Here is a 21,176-nt window from a genome sequence, read left to right as displayed (position 1 = left end):
CCGACGTGCCATGCCAGGAACCGCGCAGCTTGCGGCACGGTCCGCGCCGGCGCGCCGCCTGCTGCGCTGGCTGCTGGCCGGTGTGGTCCTGCTGGGAGCCATCCTGATGCTGCAGGATCGCTTCCTTTATTTTCCCGACAAGGCCTCGGTCGACGACATGGTCGCGCCCGGACTGCGCACATGGCCGGGCCCGGATGACTTTCGCGGCCTGCTGGCCGAGCCGCACGGCCCCGTCCGCGCGACCGCCATCGTCTTCCACGGCAATGCCGGGCACGCCGGCCACCGCGGCTACTACGCCAGCGTGCTGACGCGGCTGGGCATCCGCGTGATCCTGGCCGAATACCCCGGCTATGGCCCGCGCAACGGGGCGCTTGGCGAGCGCAGTTTCGTCGACGATGCAGAGCAGCTCATCGCGCTAGCCCGCCGCCAGTTCGACGGTCCGCTGCTGCTGGTCGGCGAATCGCTCGGCGCCGGGGTCGCCGCTGCCGTCGCCGCGCGCCAGCGCGAGCACGTCGCCGCGGTGCTGCTGATCACGCCGTGGGATAAGCTGGCGAGCATCGCCTCGCACCACTACGCATGGCTGCCCACCGCCTGGCTGCTGCGCGACCGCTATGACAACGTGGCCAACCTGGCCGGACTGGGACGCCCGGTGATGGTAGTGGTGGCCGAGCGCGACAACATCGTGCCGGCGCGCTTCGGCAAGGCGCTCTATGAAGCGCTGGACGAACCCCGCCGCCTGGCCGTGATCGACCATGCCGGCCATAACGACTGGACCGGCTACGTCGACGAGGCGTGGTGGCGCAACGCGGTCGGGTTCCTGCTGGCGCCGCCCACGGCCCGCTGATCCGCGCAGTGCGCCGCCTGCATGCAGGGGCGCGGCTACAGCGTGAAGTGAGCGGATGGCGGAGTTACGCCGCCCAGCGCTCGCACGCCTTGCGCACGGTCTCGCGCTGGCTGCGCGCGTCGGCATCGGTCTGGCGCAGCCATTCCGCATCGCCGTCGCGGCGCTCCGCCAGCGCGCGGATATTGGCCAGTGCCGGCAGCGAATCGAGCGCCTCGGCATGCGGCACCAGCGCATCGCAGATCGACAGGATGTGGTCGGTGATCGGCATGCGCGTCAGCTCGTTGGGATGCACGTATTCGCCATCCAGCCCGAAGCGGCACGCCTGGAAGCGGTTGAAGGTGTACACCAGGTAATCGTCTTCCTGCGGCATGAACGGGCGCGACAGCAGCAGGTAGCGCGCCAGCATCTGGATATAGGCAGCGATATCGCAGGCGCGCTGCACCGTCAGCGGCGTGTCCATCACGCGGACCTCAATGGTGCCAAATTCTGGCTTGGGACGGATATCCCAGTAGAAGTCCTTCATGCTCTCGATGACGCCGGTGTTGCGCATCTTCTCGAAGTACGCGGTGAAGGCATCCCACGTCAGCAGGAAGGGCGCGCGCCCGCTCATCGGGAACGCCGCAACCGAATTCAGGCGCGCCGAGGCAAAGCCGGTGTCGACACCCTGTACATACGGCGACGACGCCGCCAGCGCAACGAAGTGCGGCACGTAGCGGCCGATGGCGTGCAACAGGAACAGTGACTCGTCCGCTGTCGGGCAGCCGATATGCACGTGCTGGCCGAACACGGTGAACTGCTTGGCCAGGTAGCCGTACAGCTCGGAGATGTACTGGTAGCGCGGCGAGTCCGAGATGGTGCGGTCGGACCATTGCATGAACGGATGCGTGCCACCGCCGGAAATGCCCAGGTTGAGCGAGTGCGAGGCCGCCACCATCAGATCGCGCATGGTGGTCAGCTCGTCCAGCGCCTGCTGGTAGCTGTGGCAGATGCCCGTGCTGATCTCGATCATCGACGGGCTGATCTCCGGCTTGATGTCACCCGCATGCTCGGCGCCCTTGAGGGCGCGCAGCAGGTCGGGCGCGAACGGCGCCAGGTCATAGTCGTGGCGGTTGACCAGCTGCAGCTCCAGCTCCACGCCGAAGGTGAGCGCCTCGGATTGCTTGAACGATTCGAGCGACATCAGCGCCCTCCTCCATTGGCCCGGGATTCGCCGGCGAAGCGCAGCGCCCACGCTGCCAACACCGGGCCGAGCAGTTGTTCGATCGCCAGCGCGCACAGGATGATGGCGGCCAGCGGCTGTCCGGTGCCGGGGTAGATGCGCGCGACGTCGCTCATCAGCAGGTAGGCCAGCCCCGACATCGGCGCCAGCGCCACCCCCAGCGCCATGCACTGGCGCATGCTCAGGCCCGAGAACGATCCCAGCGACACCACGCCGGCAAACTTGGCTAGGTGGCGCAGCAGCACCAGCACGATGGCGTAGACGCCACCCACGGCCCAGTCATGCGCGGTCAGCGGCAGGCCCAGCGACACCACCATGACGATGATCAGCAGGCTGCCGGCGCTGCCGAAATGCGGCGGCCAGACATGCGGCTGGCTGTCCTGGTGCTTGAACACCACGCCGGCCAGCAGCAGCGTCAGTGGCATCGACAATTTTAGTACCCGGGTCAGCGCCAGCGTGAACAGCACCAGCCCGACCAGCACCAGGAAGCTGTAATGGTCATCGGCCGACATGCGCTCATAGATCACGTGGCCGACCTTGCCCACCACCCATGCCAGCAGGCACGAACCCACCAGCAGGTAGAGCGGGTGCAGCAGCGCGGCGCCCAGGTTGCCGTATTCGGAATGCAGCCAGCCGGTGGTCAGCTGCACGATCGCGGCGGCATAGATGCTGTTCAGCGCTGCCATCGCCATCAGCCGCTCGGTGACCTGGCCCTCTGCGCGCAGTTCGTTCTTGAGCTGCAGCACGATGGTGGGCGAGGTGCTGACGGCAATGCCGCCCGCCAGGATGGCCACGCCGGGCGAGGCGCCGATCCATTGCAGCACCGCCGCGACCAGGCCCCAGGTCAGCAGGCTTTCGAAGGCGCTGGTCAGCAGCAGCCAGCGGTTGGCACGCAGCCAGGTCAGCGACAACCGGTGCCCGAGTTCGAACAGGGCCAGTGCCAGCGCCATATCGATCAGGATACGGGTCTGGTTGATCATGTTCTCGTCGACGATGCCGCGGCCCAGCATGCCGGCGAACAGCCCCGCGACGGCGTAGCCCACGATGCGCGGGCAGCGCAGCCAGCGGCGGCTCACCTCCCCCGCGAGGCCGGCGCCTACCAGCGCCAGGCCGACCCAGAACAGGCCGCCTGGGGCGAGGGGGAGTGTTGGAAATAGTTGGCTCAGTCCGTTCATGGTCGACATGGTAATGTAAGCACTTCACAATCCATGTCAGTGATTGTCCGACACCGCACCAAACGAGCAAGGAACTTCGGTCAAATTCACGCAAAAAACGCCATCTTCGGGATGGCGTTTTTTACATTTTGCGCGGAACCTGAGGCCGCCGGATCCGGTGCGGCGCTTCAGACGCCCCAGACTTTCCAGCGGGGGCGCGTGGACTTCAGCGCCGTCTCCACCTGCGCGTACAAAGTGCGCGTGGCGCCCTGCGCGCCGCCGCGGTCCCGTGCCTTGTCGAAGTAAGCCAGCGCGGTCTCACGCTGTTGCAGCCCGAGCGCCGACTCCACCACACGCAGGCATACTTCGGCATCCCAGTCGTCACGCACCGCAAAGGCCGCGGCAAAGTCCGCCATGGCCGCTTCGTGGCGCCGCGCGGCGTTATGGACCAGTCCGCGCTGCACGCGCGGCCCGGCCTGGTCCTCGGGATCGCCTTCGGTCAGTGCGACCGCTTGCTCGAACATCGGCAGCGCGCGCTCCGTGTCGCCCAGTTCGCGCCACAGCAGGCCGAAGCGGTTGTACAGCCAGGCATCCTCGACCAGCAGTGCGCGGCGCTGCTGGGCCTCGATCTCGGCGAGGGCGTCGGCACGGTCATGCTCGTCCATGCGCGCCATCTGCGCCTGCAGCAGCGCGGAAAAATGCGCGCGCGCGTGCGCCATCGGGTGCGCGGCCTCGCTGCGTGCCTCGACCGGCAGCGCATCCAGGCGGGCGTCCATGTGCGCCATCGCGGCGCGCGCGGCCTCGGCCGGTTCGGCGCCGCCCATGGCCTTCCATGCCGCGATCAGGCGGCTAAAGGCCCAGGTGACGTCGGCCGGGTTGCGCTCGAGCGGATAGCGGTTGAGCACTTCGCCGGCCAGCTCGACCACCTTGCCGTGCTGGCCCGCGCCGGCATGGCAATCGAGCAGGTCGATCCAGTGGTCGATGAACTCGCTGGCGGCCATGCCCTGGCGATGCAGCGCGATGCGTTCTTCCAGGTGCGCGGCATCGGCGGGCAGGCTGCGCGCCAGCAGGCGGCACAACAACGAATACACGTGCGGATCGGCATTGCCGCCGTGCCCGGCGGCATCGCCCTGGCCCGTGGCGAAATACTGGTCGTAGCACCTCACGCCGTGGCGGCAAGCGGCCACCAGCGTGAGGCGCAGCGCCGCCTCGGCGGCGGGGACTTCGTCGATGAACTCGCCCAGTGCCATTGCGGCCCGGTAGTACGCGGCGCCATCGTCGGACTTGTCGGTGATGGCAAAGCGCTGCCAGGGCTCGCGTTCGGCATCCTGCGCGCCGGCCTTGGCCAGTTGATGGCGCCAGGCCAGTTCGCGTACCTGTGCCTGCGGGTCAGGCACCTGGCGCAGGTAGACCGCCAGGTCGTCGAGCGCGCCCTGCGTGTCGCCCACGCCCCAGCGCAGCGGCGCGCGCAGCCGGCGCGCCTCGGGATGGTCGGGATGTTCGGCCAGCACGCGGGCGGCCTGGTCGGCGGCGAGCGCGTCGCCGGCACCGGCATCGAGCTGCAGCAGGTGCGGGTTATCCAGCGCCACGCGCCCCAGGCAGACGCGCATCAGCGGCTCCACCGGCGCGCCGGCGGCCTCGGCACGGGCAATGTAGTCGCGCACCAGCGGCGCGATGTCCTCGGCGCCCAGGTCGGGATTGCGGAACATCAAATCGTGCCAGTAGCGTGCCGCTGCGGCCATGTCGTTCATGCGCAGCGCGGCCAGCCCGGCATGGAAATGCGCCGGCCATTCGCCCGACAGCAGGCCGCTGCGCTGCGCGGCCTCATGCAGCCACGGGCGCGCCTCGGCGTCGCGGCCCAGGCTCATCAGCATGGCGCCGTAGCGGTGCGCGATCACGCCGCGCGAGGCCCAGCGGTGCGGCGGCTGCAGCGGCAGGCTGTCCAGGCGCGCGAGCGCCTCGTCCAGCACGGCAAGCGCCGCGGCCGCATCGCCGTTGTCGAAGTGCAGCCGCGCGCGCAGCGTGACGAAATCGACCACCTCGGGCCGGGCCTGCGCAAGCTGGTCGGCAATCTGCAGGGCTTCGGCAAAGCGGCCCCGGTTGGCAAGCTCGATGGCGTGGTCGTAGCTGACTTCCTGCACGGACACGTACTGCTCCTTCTGCATTTTTGATAAGCGAGTGCGGGATTATGCGCCATGAGGGCGATCCGCATTCGGACAACCATCGGCGCGGCAGCCGCTTTCTTAAGCTCTTGCACAAAACGAAAACAAAACGCCACCCGAGGGTGGCGTCTTGCCGGCGGGCAATGACTGCTTACTTGCCGCCAACCGTTTCCAGCACGGTCCACTTGCCGCCCACCACCTTGTAGACGGTGATGCCGCCGTCCTTCAGGTCGCCGCGGCCGTCATAGGCCAGCGTCTTGGTGGTCACGCCCTGCATGCTGGTCGCGGCCAGCACCGGCAGGTAGCGCGCCGGATCGGCCGAACCGGCCTTGACCATCGCGGTCATCATCGCGGTGGCGCCGTCATACGAATACGGCGAGTAGGTCTGCACCTTGGAGCCGAAGCGCTTCTCGTACTTCTTCTCGTAGGCGGCGCCGCCCGGCATCTGGTCCAGCGGCAGGCCGGCCAGCGACACGACGGTGCCTTCGGCGGCGGGACCGGCCAGCTTCAGGAAGTTGTCGGTCTTGGACATCTCGCCCGACACCAGCGGGGCCTTGATGCCCAGCTCCTTGACCTGCTTGGCCATCGGCGCGGACTGGGTCTCGGCGCCGCCGTAGAAGATGATGTCCGGGTTGCTGCGCTTGATGTTGGTCAGCACGGCCTTGAAGTCCACCGCCTTGTCGTTGGTGAACTCGCGGCGCACGACCTTGCCGCCGGCCGCCTTGGCGGCCTTCTCGAACTCGTCGGCCAGGCCCTGGCCGTAGGCGGTGCGGTCATCGACGATGGCGATGTTCTTCGCGCCCAGCTTCTTCACCACGAAGGCACCGATCACCGAACCCTGCTGGGTGTCGGAGGTCATCATGCGGAAGGTGGTCTTGAAACCCTGCTTGGTGTATTCCGGCGCGGTCGCCATGGCGATCTGCGGAATGCCGGCGCGGCTGTAGACCATCGACGCCGGGATGGTGGTGCCCGAGTTGAAGTGGCCCAGCATGCCCTGGATGCCGTTGTCGACCAGCTTCTGCGCGACTACCGAGCCGGTCTTGGGGTCGGCCTGGTCGTCTTCGGAGACCAGCACGAACTTGACTTCCTTGCCGCCGATCTTGGGCTTGGTGGCATTCATGTCCTCGATCGCGAGGACGATGCCGTTCTGCATGTCCTTGCCATACTGGGCCTGGCCGCCGGTCATCGGGCCGGCGTAGCCCAGCTTGATTTCCTGTGCCTGCGCGAACGCGGCGGAGGCGCCGGTCAGGCCGGCCAGGGTCAGGGCAACGGTCATTGCCGTCTTGTGGAATGTCGAGCTCATCAGATCTCCTTGGGTCCCAATTGGTGCCGCTCTGGTGCCGCGGTGGTGCCGCGGTGTTGCCGGTATGGCGCCATGAGCGGCGTATTTTTCCAGGCGCGGCCTGGCAGTGCCGCGCCCTCCTTGGTATACGCGGCGGGGCAGGATCGCTGCCGCCGCCGCGCGCTTCGACAAGACGCGCGTCCGAGAATGCCTCAGCCGATCGTCATCAAACTTGCATTGCCGCCCGCGGCCGCGGTGTTGACCGACAGCGAGCGCTCGATCAGCAGGCGGTCGAGCGCGACGGTCGGTTCGCCTTGCGCCAGGCCCTGCACGCCGATGATCGGCCCCGGGCGCGCCGCCACCTGTTCGCACACCGTGCGCAGCTGGTCGGAGTCGCCGTGGTGCAGCACCGCATCGATGGCGATGTCCTCGGCGGTCCAGTCAGCCACCATGCGGACGCGCGATTGTACGCCCTTAGGCAGCCGTGCAAACAGCCCCCGCGCAACAGGGTTTTCCGGCCACACGGCGTGCGCGCCGACGGTCAGCACGGCACCCAGCTGCAGCGCCAGGTCGGCTTCCTGCGCGGCCAGGCACAGCACGCGTCCGCGTGGCAGCAGCGTGTAGGTGTTGCGCTCGCCGGTGGGACCGGCCAGCGTCACCGCCAGGCCCGACGGCGATGCCGCGGCAAATCGCGCGCAGGCGTCGGCGACCGCGGGCAACTCGGTGGCGGCCCAGTTGCGGAAGGCCTCGGCGGCGCGCGCGGCTTCATCGTCCGCGCCGACCGGCTCGGCATGGTTTGTCACGTCGGCCGCGCGCACGCTGTGTGCCACCGCGTCCTGCGGACACACCGACAGCAGCCGGTGCAGGTACAGCGGGCCGCCCGCCTTGGGACCGGTGCCCGACAGCGCCTCGCCGCCGAACGGCTGCACGCCGACCACGGCACCGACGATATTGCGGTTCACGTACAGGTTGCCCACATGGGCGCGGCTGACAATGAACGAGATGGTCTCGTCGATACGGGTATGGATGCCCAGCGTCAGGCCGTAGTTGGTGCCGTTGATCTGGCTGACCATGGTGTCGAGCGCCGCGCGCGGGAAGCGCACCACGTGCAGCACCGGGCCGAACACCTCGCGCTTCAGTTCCTCGATGCTGTCCAGCTCGATCAGCGTCGGCGGCACGAAGGTGCCATTGCGGCAGCTGGCGCCCTGCGCGGCGTTGGGATCGGCCTGGTGGACGCGACGGCCCTTGGCACGCATGGCGTCGATATGGCGCACGATGTTGGCGCGCGCCTCTTCGTCGATCACCGGGCCGACGTCGGTCGACAGGCGATCCGGGTTGGCCATGGTCAGTTCCTGCATCGCGCCCTTGAGCATCTCCAGCACGCGGTCGGCCACGTCCTCCTGCAGGCATAGCACGCGCAGCGCCGAGCAGCGCTGGCCGGCCGAGTCGAAGGCGGAGTTGACCACGTCGCCGACCACTTGCTCGGCCAGCGCCGAGGAGTCGACGATCATCGCGTTCTGGCCGCCGGTCTCGGCGATCAGCGGGATCGGGCGGCCGGCGGCGTCCAGACGCCCGGCGACGTTACGCTGCAGGATGCGCGCGACCTCGGTCGAGCCGGTGAACATCACGCCCTTGACGCGGGCATCTCCCACCAACGCGGCACCGACGGTCTCGCCGCGGCCCGGCAGCAGTTGTACCGCGCCGGCCGGCACGCCGGCTTCGCGCAGCAGCTTCACCGCTGCGGCGGCGATCAGCGGCGTCTGCTCGGCGGGCTTGGCCAGCACCGGGTTGCCGGCGGCCAGCGCCGCGGCCACCTGGCCGGTGAAGATCGCCAGCGGGAAGTTCCACGGGCTGATGCAGACCACCGGGCCCAGCGGCCGGTGGGTCTCGTTGTCGAAGCCGCGGCGAACTTCGGCGGCGTAGTAGCGCAGGAAGTCCACCGCCTCGCGCACTTCGGCAATGGCGTTGGAGAAGGTCTTGCCGGCCTCGCGCATGATGATGCCCATCAGCGACTGCATCTGGGCTTCCATCAGGTCCGCGGCGCGCTCCAGCGCGGCGGCGCGCACGTCCGGCGGCGTGGCCTGCCAGATCGGCGCGGCGTTGACGGCGGCCTGCAGCGCGGCGTCGACGTCGGCCTGGCTGGCTTCCGTGACCTGGCCGACCACGTCGCGGTGGTCGGCGGGGTTCAGCACGGGCGTGGTGATGGCGTCGGCAGCGCGCGGCGAATCAGCGACCAGCGCGGCGCCCAGCATCGGCTCGGCGACCTGGCGCTCGCTGGCGCCCGCCAGCAAGGCCGACGACAGCGACGCCAGGCGGTGTTCGTTGGCCAGGTCGATGCCGGCCGAGTTGGGACGGCTCTTGCCATATAGCGTGCGCGGCGACGGAATGCGCGGATGCGGCAGGCCCAGCGTGCCTTCGTCGCGATGCATGGCCTCGACCACGGCGACCGGGTCGGCGACCAGTTCGTCCAGCGAGATGGTGTCGTCGGCGATGCGGTTCACGAACGAGGTGTTGGCGCCGTTTTCCAGCAGGCGGCGCACCAGGTAGGCCAGCAGCGTTTCATGCGTGCCGACCGGCGCGTAGATGCGGCACGGCCGGTTGAACTTGCCGTCGGCGGTCGGGCCAACCACCTGGTCGTAGAGCGGCTCGCCCATGCCGTGCAGGCACTGGAACTCGTACTGGCCGGGGTAGTAGCTGTGGCCGGCGATCTGGTAGATAGCGGACAGCGTATGCGCGTTGTGCGTCGCGAACTGTGGATAAATCGCGTCCGGCACCGACAGCAGCTTGCGCGCGCAAGCGACGTACGACACATCGGTGTAGACCTTGCGCGTGTAGACCGGATAGCCCTCCAGCCCTTCCACCTGGCCACGCTTGATCTCGCTGTCCCAGTAGGCGCCCTTGACCAGGCGGATCATCAGGCGGTGGCGGCTGCGGCGGGCCAGGTCGATCAGGTAGTCGATCACGAACGGGCAGCGCTTCTGGTAGCCCTGCACCACGAAGCCGATACCGTTCCAGCCGGCCAGCTCGGGCTCGAAGCACAGGCGTTCGAGCAGGTCGAGCGAAATCTCCAGCCGGTCGGCTTCCTCGGCATCGATATTGATGCCGATGTCGTACTGGCGCGCCAGCAGCGTCAGCGACTTCAGGCGCTCGTACAGTTCGCCGATCACACGCTCATGCTGCGCACGGCTGTAGCGAGGATGCAGCGCCGACAGCTTGATCGAAATGCCCGGGCCCTCATAGATACCGCGGCCGCGCGAGGCCTGGCCGATGGCGTGGATGGCCTGCTCGTATGAAGCCAGGTAGCGCACGGCATCGGCCTCGGTCATGGCCGCTTCGCCCAGCATGTCGTAGGAATAGCGGAAGCCCTGTGCCTCGTACTTGCGCGCGTTGGCAAGCGCCTCGGAAATGGTCTCGCCGGTGACGAACTGCTCGCCCATCAGGCGCATCGCCATGTCCACGCCCTTGCGGATCAGCGGCTCGCCGCCCTTGCCGATGATGCGCGTCAGCGCCTTGGTCAGGCCCGATTCGGTATGCGTGGCGACCAGCTTGCCGGTCAGCAGCAGGCCCCAGGTGGCGGCGTTGACGAACAGCGACGGGCTCTGGCCCAGGTGCGACTGCCAGTTGGCGCCGCTGATCTTGTCGCGGATCAGCGCGTCGCGGGTGGCCTTGTCGGGAATGCGCAGCAGCGCCTCGGCCAGGCACATCAGCGCCACGCCTTCCTGCGACGACAGCGAGAATTCCTGGATCAGGCCCTGCACCAGGCCTTCGCGGCCAGTGCCGACCTTCTGCTCGCGCAGCCGCGTGGCCAGCGTCTTGGCCATCTTGATGGCGGCTTCGGCCTGCTGCTGCGGCAGGCGCGCCTGTTCCAGCAGCACCGGCACGCAGTCGGTCTCGGGACGGCGGTAGGCGGAGGTGATGGCGGCGCGCAGCACCGATTGCGGCTGGATGCTTTGCGCGAATTCCAGGAACGGCTGCGGCGCGCCGTCGGCCGGGACCAGGTCGGAGGCGTCGGCACCATCGGCGTCGGCCGAACCGGCGGCGCTGGTCTCGTGCGGCAGGTGCCCGCGCTCGACTTGCTCCAGGTAAGTGAAGATGGCCTGCTTGATCAGCCAGTGCGGCGTGCGGTCAATGGATTGGGCGACACGCTTGAGGCGATCGCGCGAGGCGTCGTCGAGCTTGACGCCGAGAGTGGTGGTGGCCATGCGGGCAGTTCTCCGAAAAACTGGGGCGCCGCCGGTAATACCGCGCCGATGCCACAAGGCACGGACGCACGACCGGCCGCAGCCTTTGAGCTGGCGCGATCTTACTCCCGAAAAACCTAAAGGTGCAACCTAGTGCAACCCTAACGTTAACCCTGATAAGTGGGTTGCACTCATACCGCCCGCCGCACCGGGCTCATATCCGGAGCGGATCAATTTCCAGCTGCCAGCGCACCCCTTTCGCCTCCCTCCCTGCCTCCGCGAAAGTCTGTACCCACTCAGCCACGAACCGTTGCAGCGCGGGCCTTGAGGTCGCCTCGACCAGCATCTGGGCGCGCTCGCGGTTGGCGATGCGCACCATCGACATCGGCACCGGGTCGTGCAGTTGCACCTCGGCCGCCAACTGGCAGGAGTCGGCGTGCCGCCGCGCTGCCTGCAGGAACTGCAGGGCCCGCTCCAACTCGCCGTGCTCCGCGGTGACCAGCACCTGGAAGCAGAACGGGGGTAACCCGGCCTGGCGCCGCTCTCGCAACTGGCTGGCCGCGAATCCATCATAGTCATGGCGCGTCAGCGCCTGCAATGCCGGGGTGTCCGGATAGCGGGTCTGGATCAGCACCTCGCCCGGTAGCCCGGCGCGCCCGGCGCGCCCCGCCACTTGCATCAGCGACGCGAACAGGTGCTCGGCGGCGCGGAAATCGTGGCTGAACATGGCGGCGTCCGGATGCACGATCCCGACCAGCGTTACGCGCTGGAAGTCATGACCCTTGGCGACCATCTGGGTGCCCACCAGGATGTCGACTTCGCCGGCGTGGACTTCGTCGAACATCGCCTGCGCGCTGCCCTTGCGCCGGGTGGAATCGGCGTCGATACGGGCGATGCGGGCCTGCGGGAAACGCGACGCCAGCGCTTCCTCGATGCGCTGGGTACCGCGACCAAGCGGCGCAATATCGACATTGCCGCAGTCCGGGCAGTGGTGCGGCACCGGGGCCTCCAGTCCGCAGTGGTGGCAGCGCAGGCGCCGCTCCGGCCGGTGCAGCACCAAATACGCCGAGCAGCGCGGACAGTTGGACAGCCAGCCGCAGCTGTCACAGGCAATCACCGGCGCGTAGCCGCGCCGGTTCAGGAACAGCAGGCTCTGTTCGCCGCGCGCCAGCCGGGCGTCGATGGCTTCCAGCAGCGGCACCGACAACCCCTCGAACAACGCGCGCTGGCGCTGCCGCTCATGGTTCAGGTCGACCAGCCGGACCACTGGCAGCGCGGCATCGGCCTGGGCGCGCTCGCGCAGCACCAGCTTGCGGTAAGTGCCCTGCCCTGCCCGCCACCAGGTTTCCATCGAGGGCGTGGCCGAACCGAGCACGACCGCAATGCCTCGCTGCTTGGCGCGCCACACCGCCAGATCGCGCGCCGAGTAGCGCAGCCCTTCCTGCTGCTTGTAGGAGGTATCGTGCTCTTCGTCGATCACGATCAGTGCCAGCGCCGGCAACGACGCCATCACGGCCATGCGCGTGCCCAGCACGATACGGGCCTCGCCGCAGTGCGCTGCCAGCCACTGCAGGCTGCGCTCCTGGTCGGCCAGGCCGCTGTGCAGCACCGCCAGCGGCAGGTGCGGGAAACGCGCGGCGATGCGCGTCTGCAACTGCGGCGTCAGGTTGATTTCGGGGACCAGCATCAGCACCTGGGCGTGCGGATCGCGCTCCAGCACGGCCTGCATGGCGTGCAGGTAGACCTCGGTCTTGCCGCTGCCGGTGACGCCGTGCAGCAGGAACGAAGCGAAACCCTGCGCTTCGGCGATCGCCTGCACCGCGGCGCGCTGCTCGTCGTGCAAAGCGGGGGCCGCGGACGGCGCTTGCATTGGGGCGGTTGGCAGCAGCGGCCGGGCGATGCGATCGGCTTCGACCCAGCCGGCAGCCTGCCATTCGGCCAGCCGAGCCGGTGCCGCAGCGCACAGCGCGCGCGCATCGGCCAGCGCCAGTGGCGTGCCGGCGGCCACGCGTTCGGCGAGCGCCTGTGCCAGCGCCCGCACGCTGCGGGCACGCGGCGGCACAGCGGCCAGCAAGTTTTCCACATGCGCAGGCAACAGGCGGTATTCGTCGGTGCGGGCACGCTGCGCCAAGCCCGGCCAACTTTCGGCTTCGCGCAACGCCGGCGGGAGCGCCGGCAGCATGACTTCGCCCAGGCGGCGCTGGTAGTAGCGCGCGGCAAATGCGGCCAGCGCGATCCAGTCGGGCGGCAGCGGCGGCATCCAGTCCAGGCGCTGTGCCACCGGGCGCAGTCGGTCGGGCGGCACATTGGAAGTGACAGCGCGCTCCACAGCCATGCCGACCAGGTTGCGGCGGCCAAATGGCACCACGACCAGGTCGCCGGGCGCTACCTCGGGCATCGCCAGGTAGTCGAAGCAATCGTCAGCGGGTGTATCCAGGGCCACACGGACGATCGGCAGCGCGATGGCCGGGCCGCCACTCGATATGGTCGCGGCGCTGCTATCGTCCGCCATCGGACCTGACCTGGTGCATGCCAATTGCGCAATGGCTGTGCACGGGGCGGCAGCACGGCGGGAGCGGGCGGTTTTGTGTGCAGCGCAACATCAACTTAAAGTAAAACTTGAAATGTGGCCCTAAGTCGATGATAGATGACTGGTTTTCCACTAATTCCAACGCCCCTGTGGATAACTTTGTTGAAAAGTCGCTCGGGAGCGCCCGGAAGGCCCGGAAATCAAGGATTCCACTGGCATCGGCCCGCGCTTTGCAAATCTTCCAAATCCTTAAAAATCAAGACCTTGCAAACATCCCCCGTATAGGTTAAGGCGTTACCCTCTCTTGCACTGCGGCAAACCTATCGGTGTGCATAAGTCAAGCCCCGACAATCAACTCCGGGCACCTTTTTGGCGAATGCTGGCAAAAAAGTTAACTTGACAGGCGTGAGCGGCGCGGCTCCCGCATCACCGGGTACGCGCCGCCGCGTTTCGCTGCAGCGCGGGGCGCGGCGAGCCCGGCCGCAGCGACGCATATCGCCCGGGTCACTTCTGCGCGGTGCGCAGCTTGCGGCTGTAGGCGTGCACTTCGTCGACCAGCACGGTGACATGCTCGGGCGGGGTGAACTGCGAGATGCCGTGGCCAAGGTTGAACACATGGCCGTCGCTGCCGCCGCCCGCCGCGTAGCTGTCCAGCACACCGCGCACCTGCTCGCGGATCGCCGCCTCGGGCGCGAACAGCACGGTGGGGTCGATATTGCCCTGCAAAGCCACCCGCCCGCCGGTACGGTGGCGCGCCGCGGCCAGGTTGACAGTCCAGTCCAGCCCGATCGCGTCGGCGCCGGTATCGGCCAGCGCCTCGAGCCACAGTCCGCCGCCCTTGGTAAAGACGATCGCCGGCACCTGCTCGCCAGCGTGCTCGCGCTTCAGTCCGGCAAGCACGCGGCGCATATAGGCCAGCGAGAACGTCTGGTACATGCCGTCGGCGAGCGCGCCGCCCCAGGTGTCGAAGATCATTATGGCCTGCGCGCCCGCCTCGATCTGGGCGTTCAGGTATGCCGATACGGCCTGCGCGTTGATTTCCAGAATGCGGTGCATCAGGTCCGGGCGGGCATACATCATCGCCTTGACCGTACGGAAGTCGTCCGAGCCGCCGCCTTCGACCATGTAGCACGCCAGCGTCCACGGGCTGCCCGAGAAGCCGATCAGCGGCACGCGCTGGCGGCCGTCCTGCACCAGCGCCCGGCGGATCTCGCTGACTGCGTCGAACACGTACTGCAGCGAAGACATGTCGGGCACGGCCAGTTTCTGCACGTCGGCTTCAGTGCGCAGCGGATGCGCGAAGCGCGGGCCTTCGCCCTGGGCGAACGACAGGCCGAGGCCCATGGCGTCGGGAACGGTCAGGATATCGGAGAACAGGATGGCCGCGTCCAGCGGATAGCGGTCCAGCGGCTGCAGTGTCACCTCGGTGGCGTAAGCCGGGTTCTTGGCCAGCCCGAGGAAGCTGCCGGCGCGCGCGCGCGTGGCGTTGTACTCGGGCAGGTAGCGGCCTGCCTGGCGCATCAGCCACAGCGGCGTGTATTCGGTGGGCTGGCGGCGCAGCGCGCGCAGGAAGGTATCGTTCTGCAGTGCGGTCATGGTCATCCTCGTAAGACCGCTATTCTAAGGGATGGGCGGCGCGCACCGGCGCTTCAGGGTGTGCTCCGGGTGCGCGCCCGACGCGCCGTGGCTACGGCTCAGGCGTCGTCGAGCAGGTCGCGGAAGGCTCCGGCGGCACGCCGCATCCATTCGCGCGCACGCCGGGCTTCAGGCTGCAGCCGCGCGAAGCCGTGGGCCATGCCGCTGGCCTCGATGGTAATCACCGGTGCGTCGTGGCGCACCAGGTAGTCGGCATAGGCCAGCCCATCGTCGCGCAGCACGTCGTGGGCCGCGACCACGATCACGGTCGCGGGCGGCCGAACCGGTGCTGCGGCCATCAGGTGCACGCGCGGGTCGACATGCGCCGCGCCTTGCGCGAGGGCCTCGGCGCCGATGAACTGAGTCCAGAACCAGGCCATTTCGTCGCGCGTCAGCCCAGGGCCATCGGCAAAGGCTCGGTAGCTTTCCGTGGCCAGTACCGGCGCCGTGACCGGGTAGATCAGCAGTTGGGCGTCGACCCGCACCGCATTGCCGCCGTTGAGCTGCTGTGCTGCCTGCGCTGCCAGGTGGCCACCTGCGCTGTCGCCGGCCAGCGCCAGGAAGTCTGGTGCCAGGCCCAGCGCCTGCCGCTGGCCCGCCAGCCACGCCACCGCTTCCACGGCGTCGTCGCAAGGCGCGGGGAATGGATGCTCGGGCGCCAGCCGGTAGTCGACGCTGACCACCGTGCAACCGGTATCCGCGGCGAGCAATGCCGCCACAGTATGGTGGGTCTGGGGCGAGCCGATGACCCAGCCGCCCCCATGGAAGTACACGATCAGCCGCGGCCGGGCTTCGGCCTGTGGCCGGAACAGCCGCGCGCCAAGCGTGCGGCCCGGCAGCGGGATCTGCAGGTCCTGCACGGTGATACCCTCGGGGTCCGGCAGCAGCGAAGTCGCGACGATCTCGGCGAAGCGGGCGCGGCGCGCGGCGGCGTCTGCAGGCGCGGGCACGCCGGCATAGCGCTCGGCCAGGCCGCGGTAGTAGGCAGTCAGTTCTGGATCGATGGCCATGGTCGGCGAGGGCTTGTAAAAACGAAAACGGGTCAGTGCTGGCGGGGCTCAGCGCGGCGCCAGTGCGCGCGTCAGTTCAATCTTGCTGCAGCAGTCCTGGACCGCCAGCAGTCCCGCCGCAGCGGCTCGGCGCACGGCTTCGTCATTGACGATGCCAAGCTGCAGCCAGACCCCGCGCGCACCGATGGCGATGGCGTCATTGACCACCCCGGGCGTGTCTTCGGCACGGCGAAAGATGTCGACCCATTCAATACGGGCTCCCCTGGCGGCCATCGCCTCGGAGGCTTGTTGCAGACTCGCGTGACAGGTCTCGCCAAGGATGCGCTCGCCGGCGTGGCGTGGATTTACCGGCACGATACGGAAGCCGTGGCCCCGCAGGAATTCCGCCACTTCATGGCTGGCGCGCTCGGGGCGGTCGGACAGGCCAACCACCGCCACAGTCTTCATCGCCAGCATGGCTTGTATCGCTGGCTGCATCTCTGGGTGCATTCCGCCTCCGGCTGTGAACAACTACTGGACAAGTCTTGGGATAACGGCTGGACAACTACTGGATAACCGGGGACAACCGTGTCGCTTCCGTCAGCCGGGGGCCGTCCAGCGCGGTGGACGCGTCGAATCGTAACCGCGAATCACCGGATGGACATAGTGCGAGAGCGAACACGAAAAACGACCCGTGAATGATACGATATCGGCACGTTTCAGCGGCGAACGTGATGTCAACGCGAAGAAATGTGGTGAACGCAGCGGATGTCGGTGCAAGAGACTTTCAACTTCTTGCAAAACGATACATTTTGTTACTGCCATGCCGGGGAGTTTCCCCCACAATGCATTGACACACCCGCTGTCTGGGTGCGGCGCCCCAGCAAAGATTGCTGTGCAGACCTAAAAGGGGCGTGGTGAAGAAAGCCTTTTTGTAGCGTTTCTTGCAGCAACCCGATTTTCCGATCCAGCAAAAACGCCGCTGGACCGGAGCACCAGGAAGACCGTTTAGCGCGTGGCCTTTGCAGCCTGTAGCGGATATCAGGTATCCGATGCGCTTTGATTGTCACCTGGACCGAACCCGTTCCTTCGAATTGACCCCTCGAAGGGATTTTCCCGTCCGCGCGGAGCCTCCCCGGCCCGCGCGCTTTTTTTTGTCCAAGGCAAGCGAAAGCATATCGCTGGGCCTACAAAAAAGGCAGCCTTGCGGCTGCCTTTTTTAAATGTCGCATCGAAAAAACAACAACGCGACAGCACTACCGAAGCAGTTACTTCTTACGACGCAGGCGGGCAATGGCAGCCAGCTGCGCAGCCGCCACGGCGAGCTCGCTCTGGGCACGTGCCAGGTCCAGATCGCTGCTTTGGTTTTGCATCAGCTCTTCGGCCGCGCGCTTGGCTTCCTGGGCCTTGGCTTCGTCCAGGTCGCCACCGCGGATTGCGGTGTCGGCCAGCACGGTGACGAGCTTGGGCTGCACTTCGAGAATGCCGCCGGCAACGAACACGAACTCTTCGCTGCCGTCTTCCTTCTCGATGCGCACCGCACCCGGCTGGATGCGCGTGATCAGCGGCGTGTGGCCCGGCAGGATGCCCAGCTCACCCGACTCGCCCGGCAGCGCAACGAACTTCGCCTGGCCGGAGAAGATCGACGCTTCCGCGCTGACGACGTCTACAAGAATGGTTGCCATATCTGATCCTTTCTCCAATCGCTTCGCTTCTGACGGCTGCACCGCTTGGCGCGATGCACCGCCGCCCCCGCAAACGCGGGGGCATTGAAACAAGGCTTACTGGAGCTTCTTGGCCTTCTCGAAGGCTTCGTCGATCGAGCCGACCATGTAGAACGCCTGCTCGGGCAGGTGATCGCACTCGCCGTCGACCAGCATCTTGAAGCCGCGGATGGTTTCCTTCAGCGGCACATACTTGCCCGGCGAACCCGTGAACACTTCCGCCACGTGGAACGGCTGCGACAGGAAACGCTGGATCTTCCGAGCGCGGTTCACTGCCAGCTTGTCTTCCGGCGACAGTTCGTCCATGCCCAGAATCGCGATGATGTCGCGCAGTTCCTTGTAGCGCTGCAGGGTCTGCTGCACGCGGCGGGCCACTTCGTAGTGTTCCGTACCGACGATCTGCGGGTCCAGCTGGCGCGAGGTCGAATCCAGCGGATCCACTGCCGGGTAGATACCCAGCGCAGCGATGTCACGCGACAGCACCACGGTCGAGTCCAGGTGCAGGAAGGTGGTGGCAGGCGACGGGTCGGTCAAGTCATCCGCAGGCACGTACACGGCCTGGATCGACGTGATCGAGCCGGTCTTGGTCGACGTAATACGTTCCTGCAGCTTGCCCATTTCTTCAGCCAGCGTCGGCTGGTAGCCCACGGCCGAAGGCATACGGCCCAGCAGTGCGGACACTTCGGTACCGGCCAGCGTGTAGCGGTAGATGTTGTCCACGAAGAACAGGATGTCACGGCCTTCGTCACGGAAGCGCTCGGCCATGGTCAGGCCGGTCAGCGCCACGCGCAGACGGTTGCCCGGCGGCTCGTTCATCTGGCCGAACACCATGGCCACCTTGTCGAGCACGTTCGAGTCCTTCATTTCGTGGTAGAAGTCGTTCCCTTCACGGGTACGCTCGCCCACGCCGGCAAACACCGACAGACCGCTGTGCTGCTTGGCGATGTTGTTGATGAGCTCCATCATGTTGACGGTCTTGCCCACGCCAGCACCACCGAACAGACCCACCTTGCCGCCCTTTGCGAACGGGCAGACCAGGTCGATCACCTTGATGCCGGTTTCGAGCAGGTCAACGGAAGGCGACAGTTCGTCGAACTTCGGTGCCTTCTGGTGAATCGCACGCAGTTCGTCCGATTCGATCGGGCCGGCTTCGTCGATCGGGCGACCCAGCACGTCCATGATACGGCCCAGGGTACCGTGGCCAACCGGCACCGAAATCGGGGCGCCGGTGCCCTTCACTGCCATGCCGCGGCGCAGACCGTCCGACGAGCCCAGGGCAATGGTACGCACCACGCCGTCACCGAGCTGTTGCTGGACTTCGAAGGTCAGGCCCTTCTCGGCGAACGAGCCCTCGCCGCTGTCTTGCAGCACGAGCGCGTCGTACACCTTCGGCATTGCGTCGCGGGGGAACTCGATGTCCACCACGGCGCCAATACACTGCACAATATTTCCGATACTCATTTCGTATCTCCGATAGCTTGAATTCGTGACGCCTTAGACCGCAGCTGCACCGCTGACGATTTCCGACAGTTCCTTGGTGATCGCGGCCTGACGGGTCTTGTTGTAGACCAGTTGCAGTTCGCCGATCACGTTCTTGGCGTTGTCGGACGCAGCCTTCATGGCCACCATGCGCGCCGATTGCTCGGACGCCATGTTCTCGGCCACGGCCTGGTACACCAGCGCCTCGACGTAGCGGACGAGCAGCTCTTCCACTACGGTCTGGGCGTCGGGCTCGTAGATGTAATCCCACGAGTAGGCGCGCTTCTCTTCTTCGGTTTGGACCAGCTTGTCGGCGGCGAGCGGCAGCAGCTGCTCAACCATCGGTTCCTGCTTCATCGTATTGATGAACTTGGTGTACGCCAGGTACACCGCGTCGACCTCACCATTGGTGAAGGCATCGAGCTGGACCTTGATCGCGCCGATCAGCTTTTCCAGATGCGGGGTGTCACCGAGGTGCACCACGTGCGAGATCACCTTCGCGCCGACACGGCCCAGGAACTGCATGCCCTTGGTGCCGATGGCGGTGGCTTGCACTTCCACGCCGCGGCCCTGCAGGGACTTCAGTTCGTTGGTCACGGCGCGCAACACGTTCGTGTTCAGGCCGCCGCACAGCCCCTTGTCGGTCGTGACCACGATCATGCCGACGCGCTTGACGTCGCGTTCCTGCATGAATGGGTGCTTGAACTCGGGGTTGGCCGTAGCCAGGTGCGCCGCGATGTTGCGCACCTTCTCGGCGTAGGGACGGGCATGGCGCATCCGCTCCTGCGCCTTGCGCATCTTGGATGCGGCGACCATCTCCATCGCCTTGGTGATCTTGCGCGTGTTCTGCACGCTCTTGATCTTGGTTCGAATCTCTTTCGTTCCGGCCATATCTTCCTCTCCATCCGAACCATCGCCGCGCCGGCGTGAGCCAGGCGCGGCGGCGGTGTCGTGGAATCACGCGGTTAGAACGCGGCGGACTTCTTGAAATCCTCGACAGCGGCACGCAGGGCGGGCTCATCTTCCTTCGAGAGCTGCTTGGTCTCTTCAATGCGGTTGATGAGGTCGGCGTACTTGGTCTTCAGATGGTCGTGCAGGCCCTTCTCGAACGGCAGAATGTCCTTCACTTCCACGTTGTCGAGGAAGCCGTTGTTGGCGGCGAACAGCGACGCGGCCAGCTGCCACACTTGCAGCGGCTGGTATTGCGGCTGCTTGAGCAGTTCGGTCACGCGGCGGCCGCGCTCGAGCTGCTTGCGGGTGGCATCGTCCAGGTCCGAGGCGAACTGCGCGAACGCAGCCAGTTCACGGTACTGGGCCAGGTCGGTACGGATACCGCCGGACAGGTTCTTCACCACCTTGGTCTGTGCAGCACCACCGACGCGCGACACCGAGATACCGGCGTTGATGGCGGGGCGGATACCGGCGTTGAACAGATCGGTTTCCAGGAAGATCTGGCCGTCCGTGATCGAGATCACGTTGGTCGGCACGAACGCGGACACGTCGCCGGCCTGCGTTTCGATCACCGGCAGCGCGGTCAGCGAACCGGTCTTGCCCTTGACGGCGCCGTTGGTGAACTTCTCGACGTACTCGGCGTTCACGCGGGCAGCACGCTCCAGCAGGCGCGAGTGCAGGTAGAACACGTCGCCCGGGTAGGCTTCACGGCCCGGCGGGCGGCGCAGCAGCAGCGACACCTGGCGATACGCCCAGGCTTGCTTGGTCAGATCGTCGTAAACGATCAGCGCGTCTTCGCCGCGATCGCGGAAGTACTCGCCCATCGTGCAGCCGGCGTAGGCAGCCAGGTACTGCATGGCGGCCGAGTCCGAAGCGGCGGCGGCCACGACGACGGTGTATTCCATCGCGCCGTGCTCTTCCAGCTTGCGCACCACGTTGGCGATCGTCGAAGCCTTCTGGCCGATTGCCACGTACACGCAGAAGACGCCCTTGCCCTTCTGGTTGATGATGGCGTCGACAGCGACG

The 21,176-nt window shown here is 66.9% G+C and carries 14 protein-coding genes; 1 reads left to right on the top strand and 13 read right to left on the bottom strand.

Annotated elements, in window-relative coordinates; all coding sequences use genetic code 11:
* The first annotated feature begins 10 nt into the window (after positions 1-10).
* Positions 11-844: an alpha/beta hydrolase gene (locus ACIP1U_RS11065; protein ID WP_400314664.1), complete on the top strand. Its 834-nt coding sequence runs from the start codon at positions 11-13 to the stop codon at positions 842-844.
* A gap of 64 nt (positions 845-908) precedes the next feature.
* Here ACIP1U_RS11065 and ACIP1U_RS11060 read toward each other — a convergent pair whose 3' ends face one another.
* The 13 genes from ACIP1U_RS11060 to atpA all read right to left on the bottom strand — a co-directional run.
* Complete coding sequence (locus tag ACIP1U_RS11060) at positions 909-2,024, bottom strand: YbdK family carboxylate-amine ligase (RefSeq protein WP_400314663.1); 1,116 nt, start codon at positions 2,022-2,024, stop codon at positions 909-911.
* The gene (locus ACIP1U_RS11055; RefSeq protein WP_400314662.1) at positions 2,024-3,247 is read right to left on the bottom strand and encodes a cation:proton antiporter; all 1,224 of its coding nucleotides are present in this window, start codon (positions 3,245-3,247) and stop codon (positions 2,024-2,026) included. The genes ACIP1U_RS11060 and ACIP1U_RS11055 overlap by 1 nt, the downstream gene beginning before the upstream one ends.
* Before the next feature lie 158 nt (positions 3,248-3,405).
* Positions 3,406-5,364, bottom strand: coding sequence for a tetratricopeptide repeat protein (locus ACIP1U_RS11050; RefSeq protein ID WP_400314661.1), 1,959 nt, complete (start codon positions 5,362-5,364; stop codon positions 3,406-3,408).
* A 166-nt stretch (positions 5,365-5,530) separates the two neighbouring features.
* Positions 5,531-6,682 (bottom strand): branched-chain amino acid ABC transporter substrate-binding protein, encoded by a 1,152-nt coding sequence (locus ACIP1U_RS11045; RefSeq protein ID WP_400314660.1) that lies wholly within the window; start codon positions 6,680-6,682, stop codon positions 5,531-5,533.
* 191 nt (positions 6,683-6,873) lie between these two features.
* The gene (gene putA / locus ACIP1U_RS11040) at positions 6,874-10,863 is read right to left on the bottom strand and encodes a trifunctional transcriptional regulator/proline dehydrogenase/L-glutamate gamma-semialdehyde dehydrogenase (RefSeq protein ID WP_400314659.1); all 3,990 of its coding nucleotides are present in this window, start codon (positions 10,861-10,863) and stop codon (positions 6,874-6,876) included.
* A gap of 193 nt (positions 10,864-11,056) precedes the next feature.
* A complete protein-coding gene (locus tag ACIP1U_RS11035; RefSeq protein ID WP_400314658.1) occupies positions 11,057-13,354 on the bottom strand; it encodes a primosomal protein N' in 2,298 nt (765 codons plus the stop codon).
* A 522-nt stretch (positions 13,355-13,876) separates the two neighbouring features.
* Positions 13,877-14,968 (bottom strand): uroporphyrinogen decarboxylase, encoded by a 1,092-nt coding sequence (gene hemE / locus ACIP1U_RS11030; RefSeq protein WP_400314657.1) that lies wholly within the window; start codon positions 14,966-14,968, stop codon positions 13,877-13,879.
* A gap of 98 nt (positions 14,969-15,066) precedes the next feature.
* Entirely contained in the window at positions 15,067-16,017 is a 951-nt protein-coding gene (locus ACIP1U_RS11025; protein ID WP_400314656.1) for an alpha/beta hydrolase, read from the bottom strand.
* A gap of 48 nt (positions 16,018-16,065) precedes the next feature.
* Positions 16,066-16,506: a CoA-binding protein gene (locus ACIP1U_RS11020; protein WP_400314655.1), complete on the bottom strand. Its 441-nt coding sequence runs from the start codon at positions 16,504-16,506 to the stop codon at positions 16,066-16,068.
* Between the two features lie 758 nt (positions 16,507-17,264).
* Positions 17,265-17,681: a F0F1 ATP synthase subunit epsilon gene (locus ACIP1U_RS11015; protein ID WP_400314654.1), complete on the bottom strand. Its 417-nt coding sequence runs from the start codon at positions 17,679-17,681 to the stop codon at positions 17,265-17,267.
* 96 nt (positions 17,682-17,777) lie between these two features.
* Positions 17,778-19,181 (bottom strand): F0F1 ATP synthase subunit beta, encoded by a 1,404-nt coding sequence (gene atpD / locus ACIP1U_RS11010; RefSeq protein ID WP_400314653.1) that lies wholly within the window; start codon positions 19,179-19,181, stop codon positions 17,778-17,780.
* A 33-nt stretch (positions 19,182-19,214) separates the two neighbouring features.
* A complete protein-coding gene (gene atpG, locus ACIP1U_RS11005) occupies positions 19,215-20,090 on the bottom strand; it encodes a F0F1 ATP synthase subunit gamma (protein WP_400314652.1) in 876 nt (291 codons plus the stop codon).
* A gap of 74 nt (positions 20,091-20,164) precedes the next feature.
* The coding region (atpA, locus tag ACIP1U_RS11000; RefSeq protein ID WP_400314650.1) for a F0F1 ATP synthase subunit alpha at positions 20,165-21,176 on the bottom strand (1,012 nt) is incomplete at its 5' end.

The organism is Cupriavidus sp. NPDC089707 (assembly GCF_044748965.1).
GTDB lineage: Bacteria > Pseudomonadota > Gammaproteobacteria > Burkholderiales > Burkholderiaceae > Cupriavidus.
The sequence above is the reverse complement of the archived record's forward strand: the minus strand, read 5'-3'. Positions and strand labels throughout refer to the sequence as shown.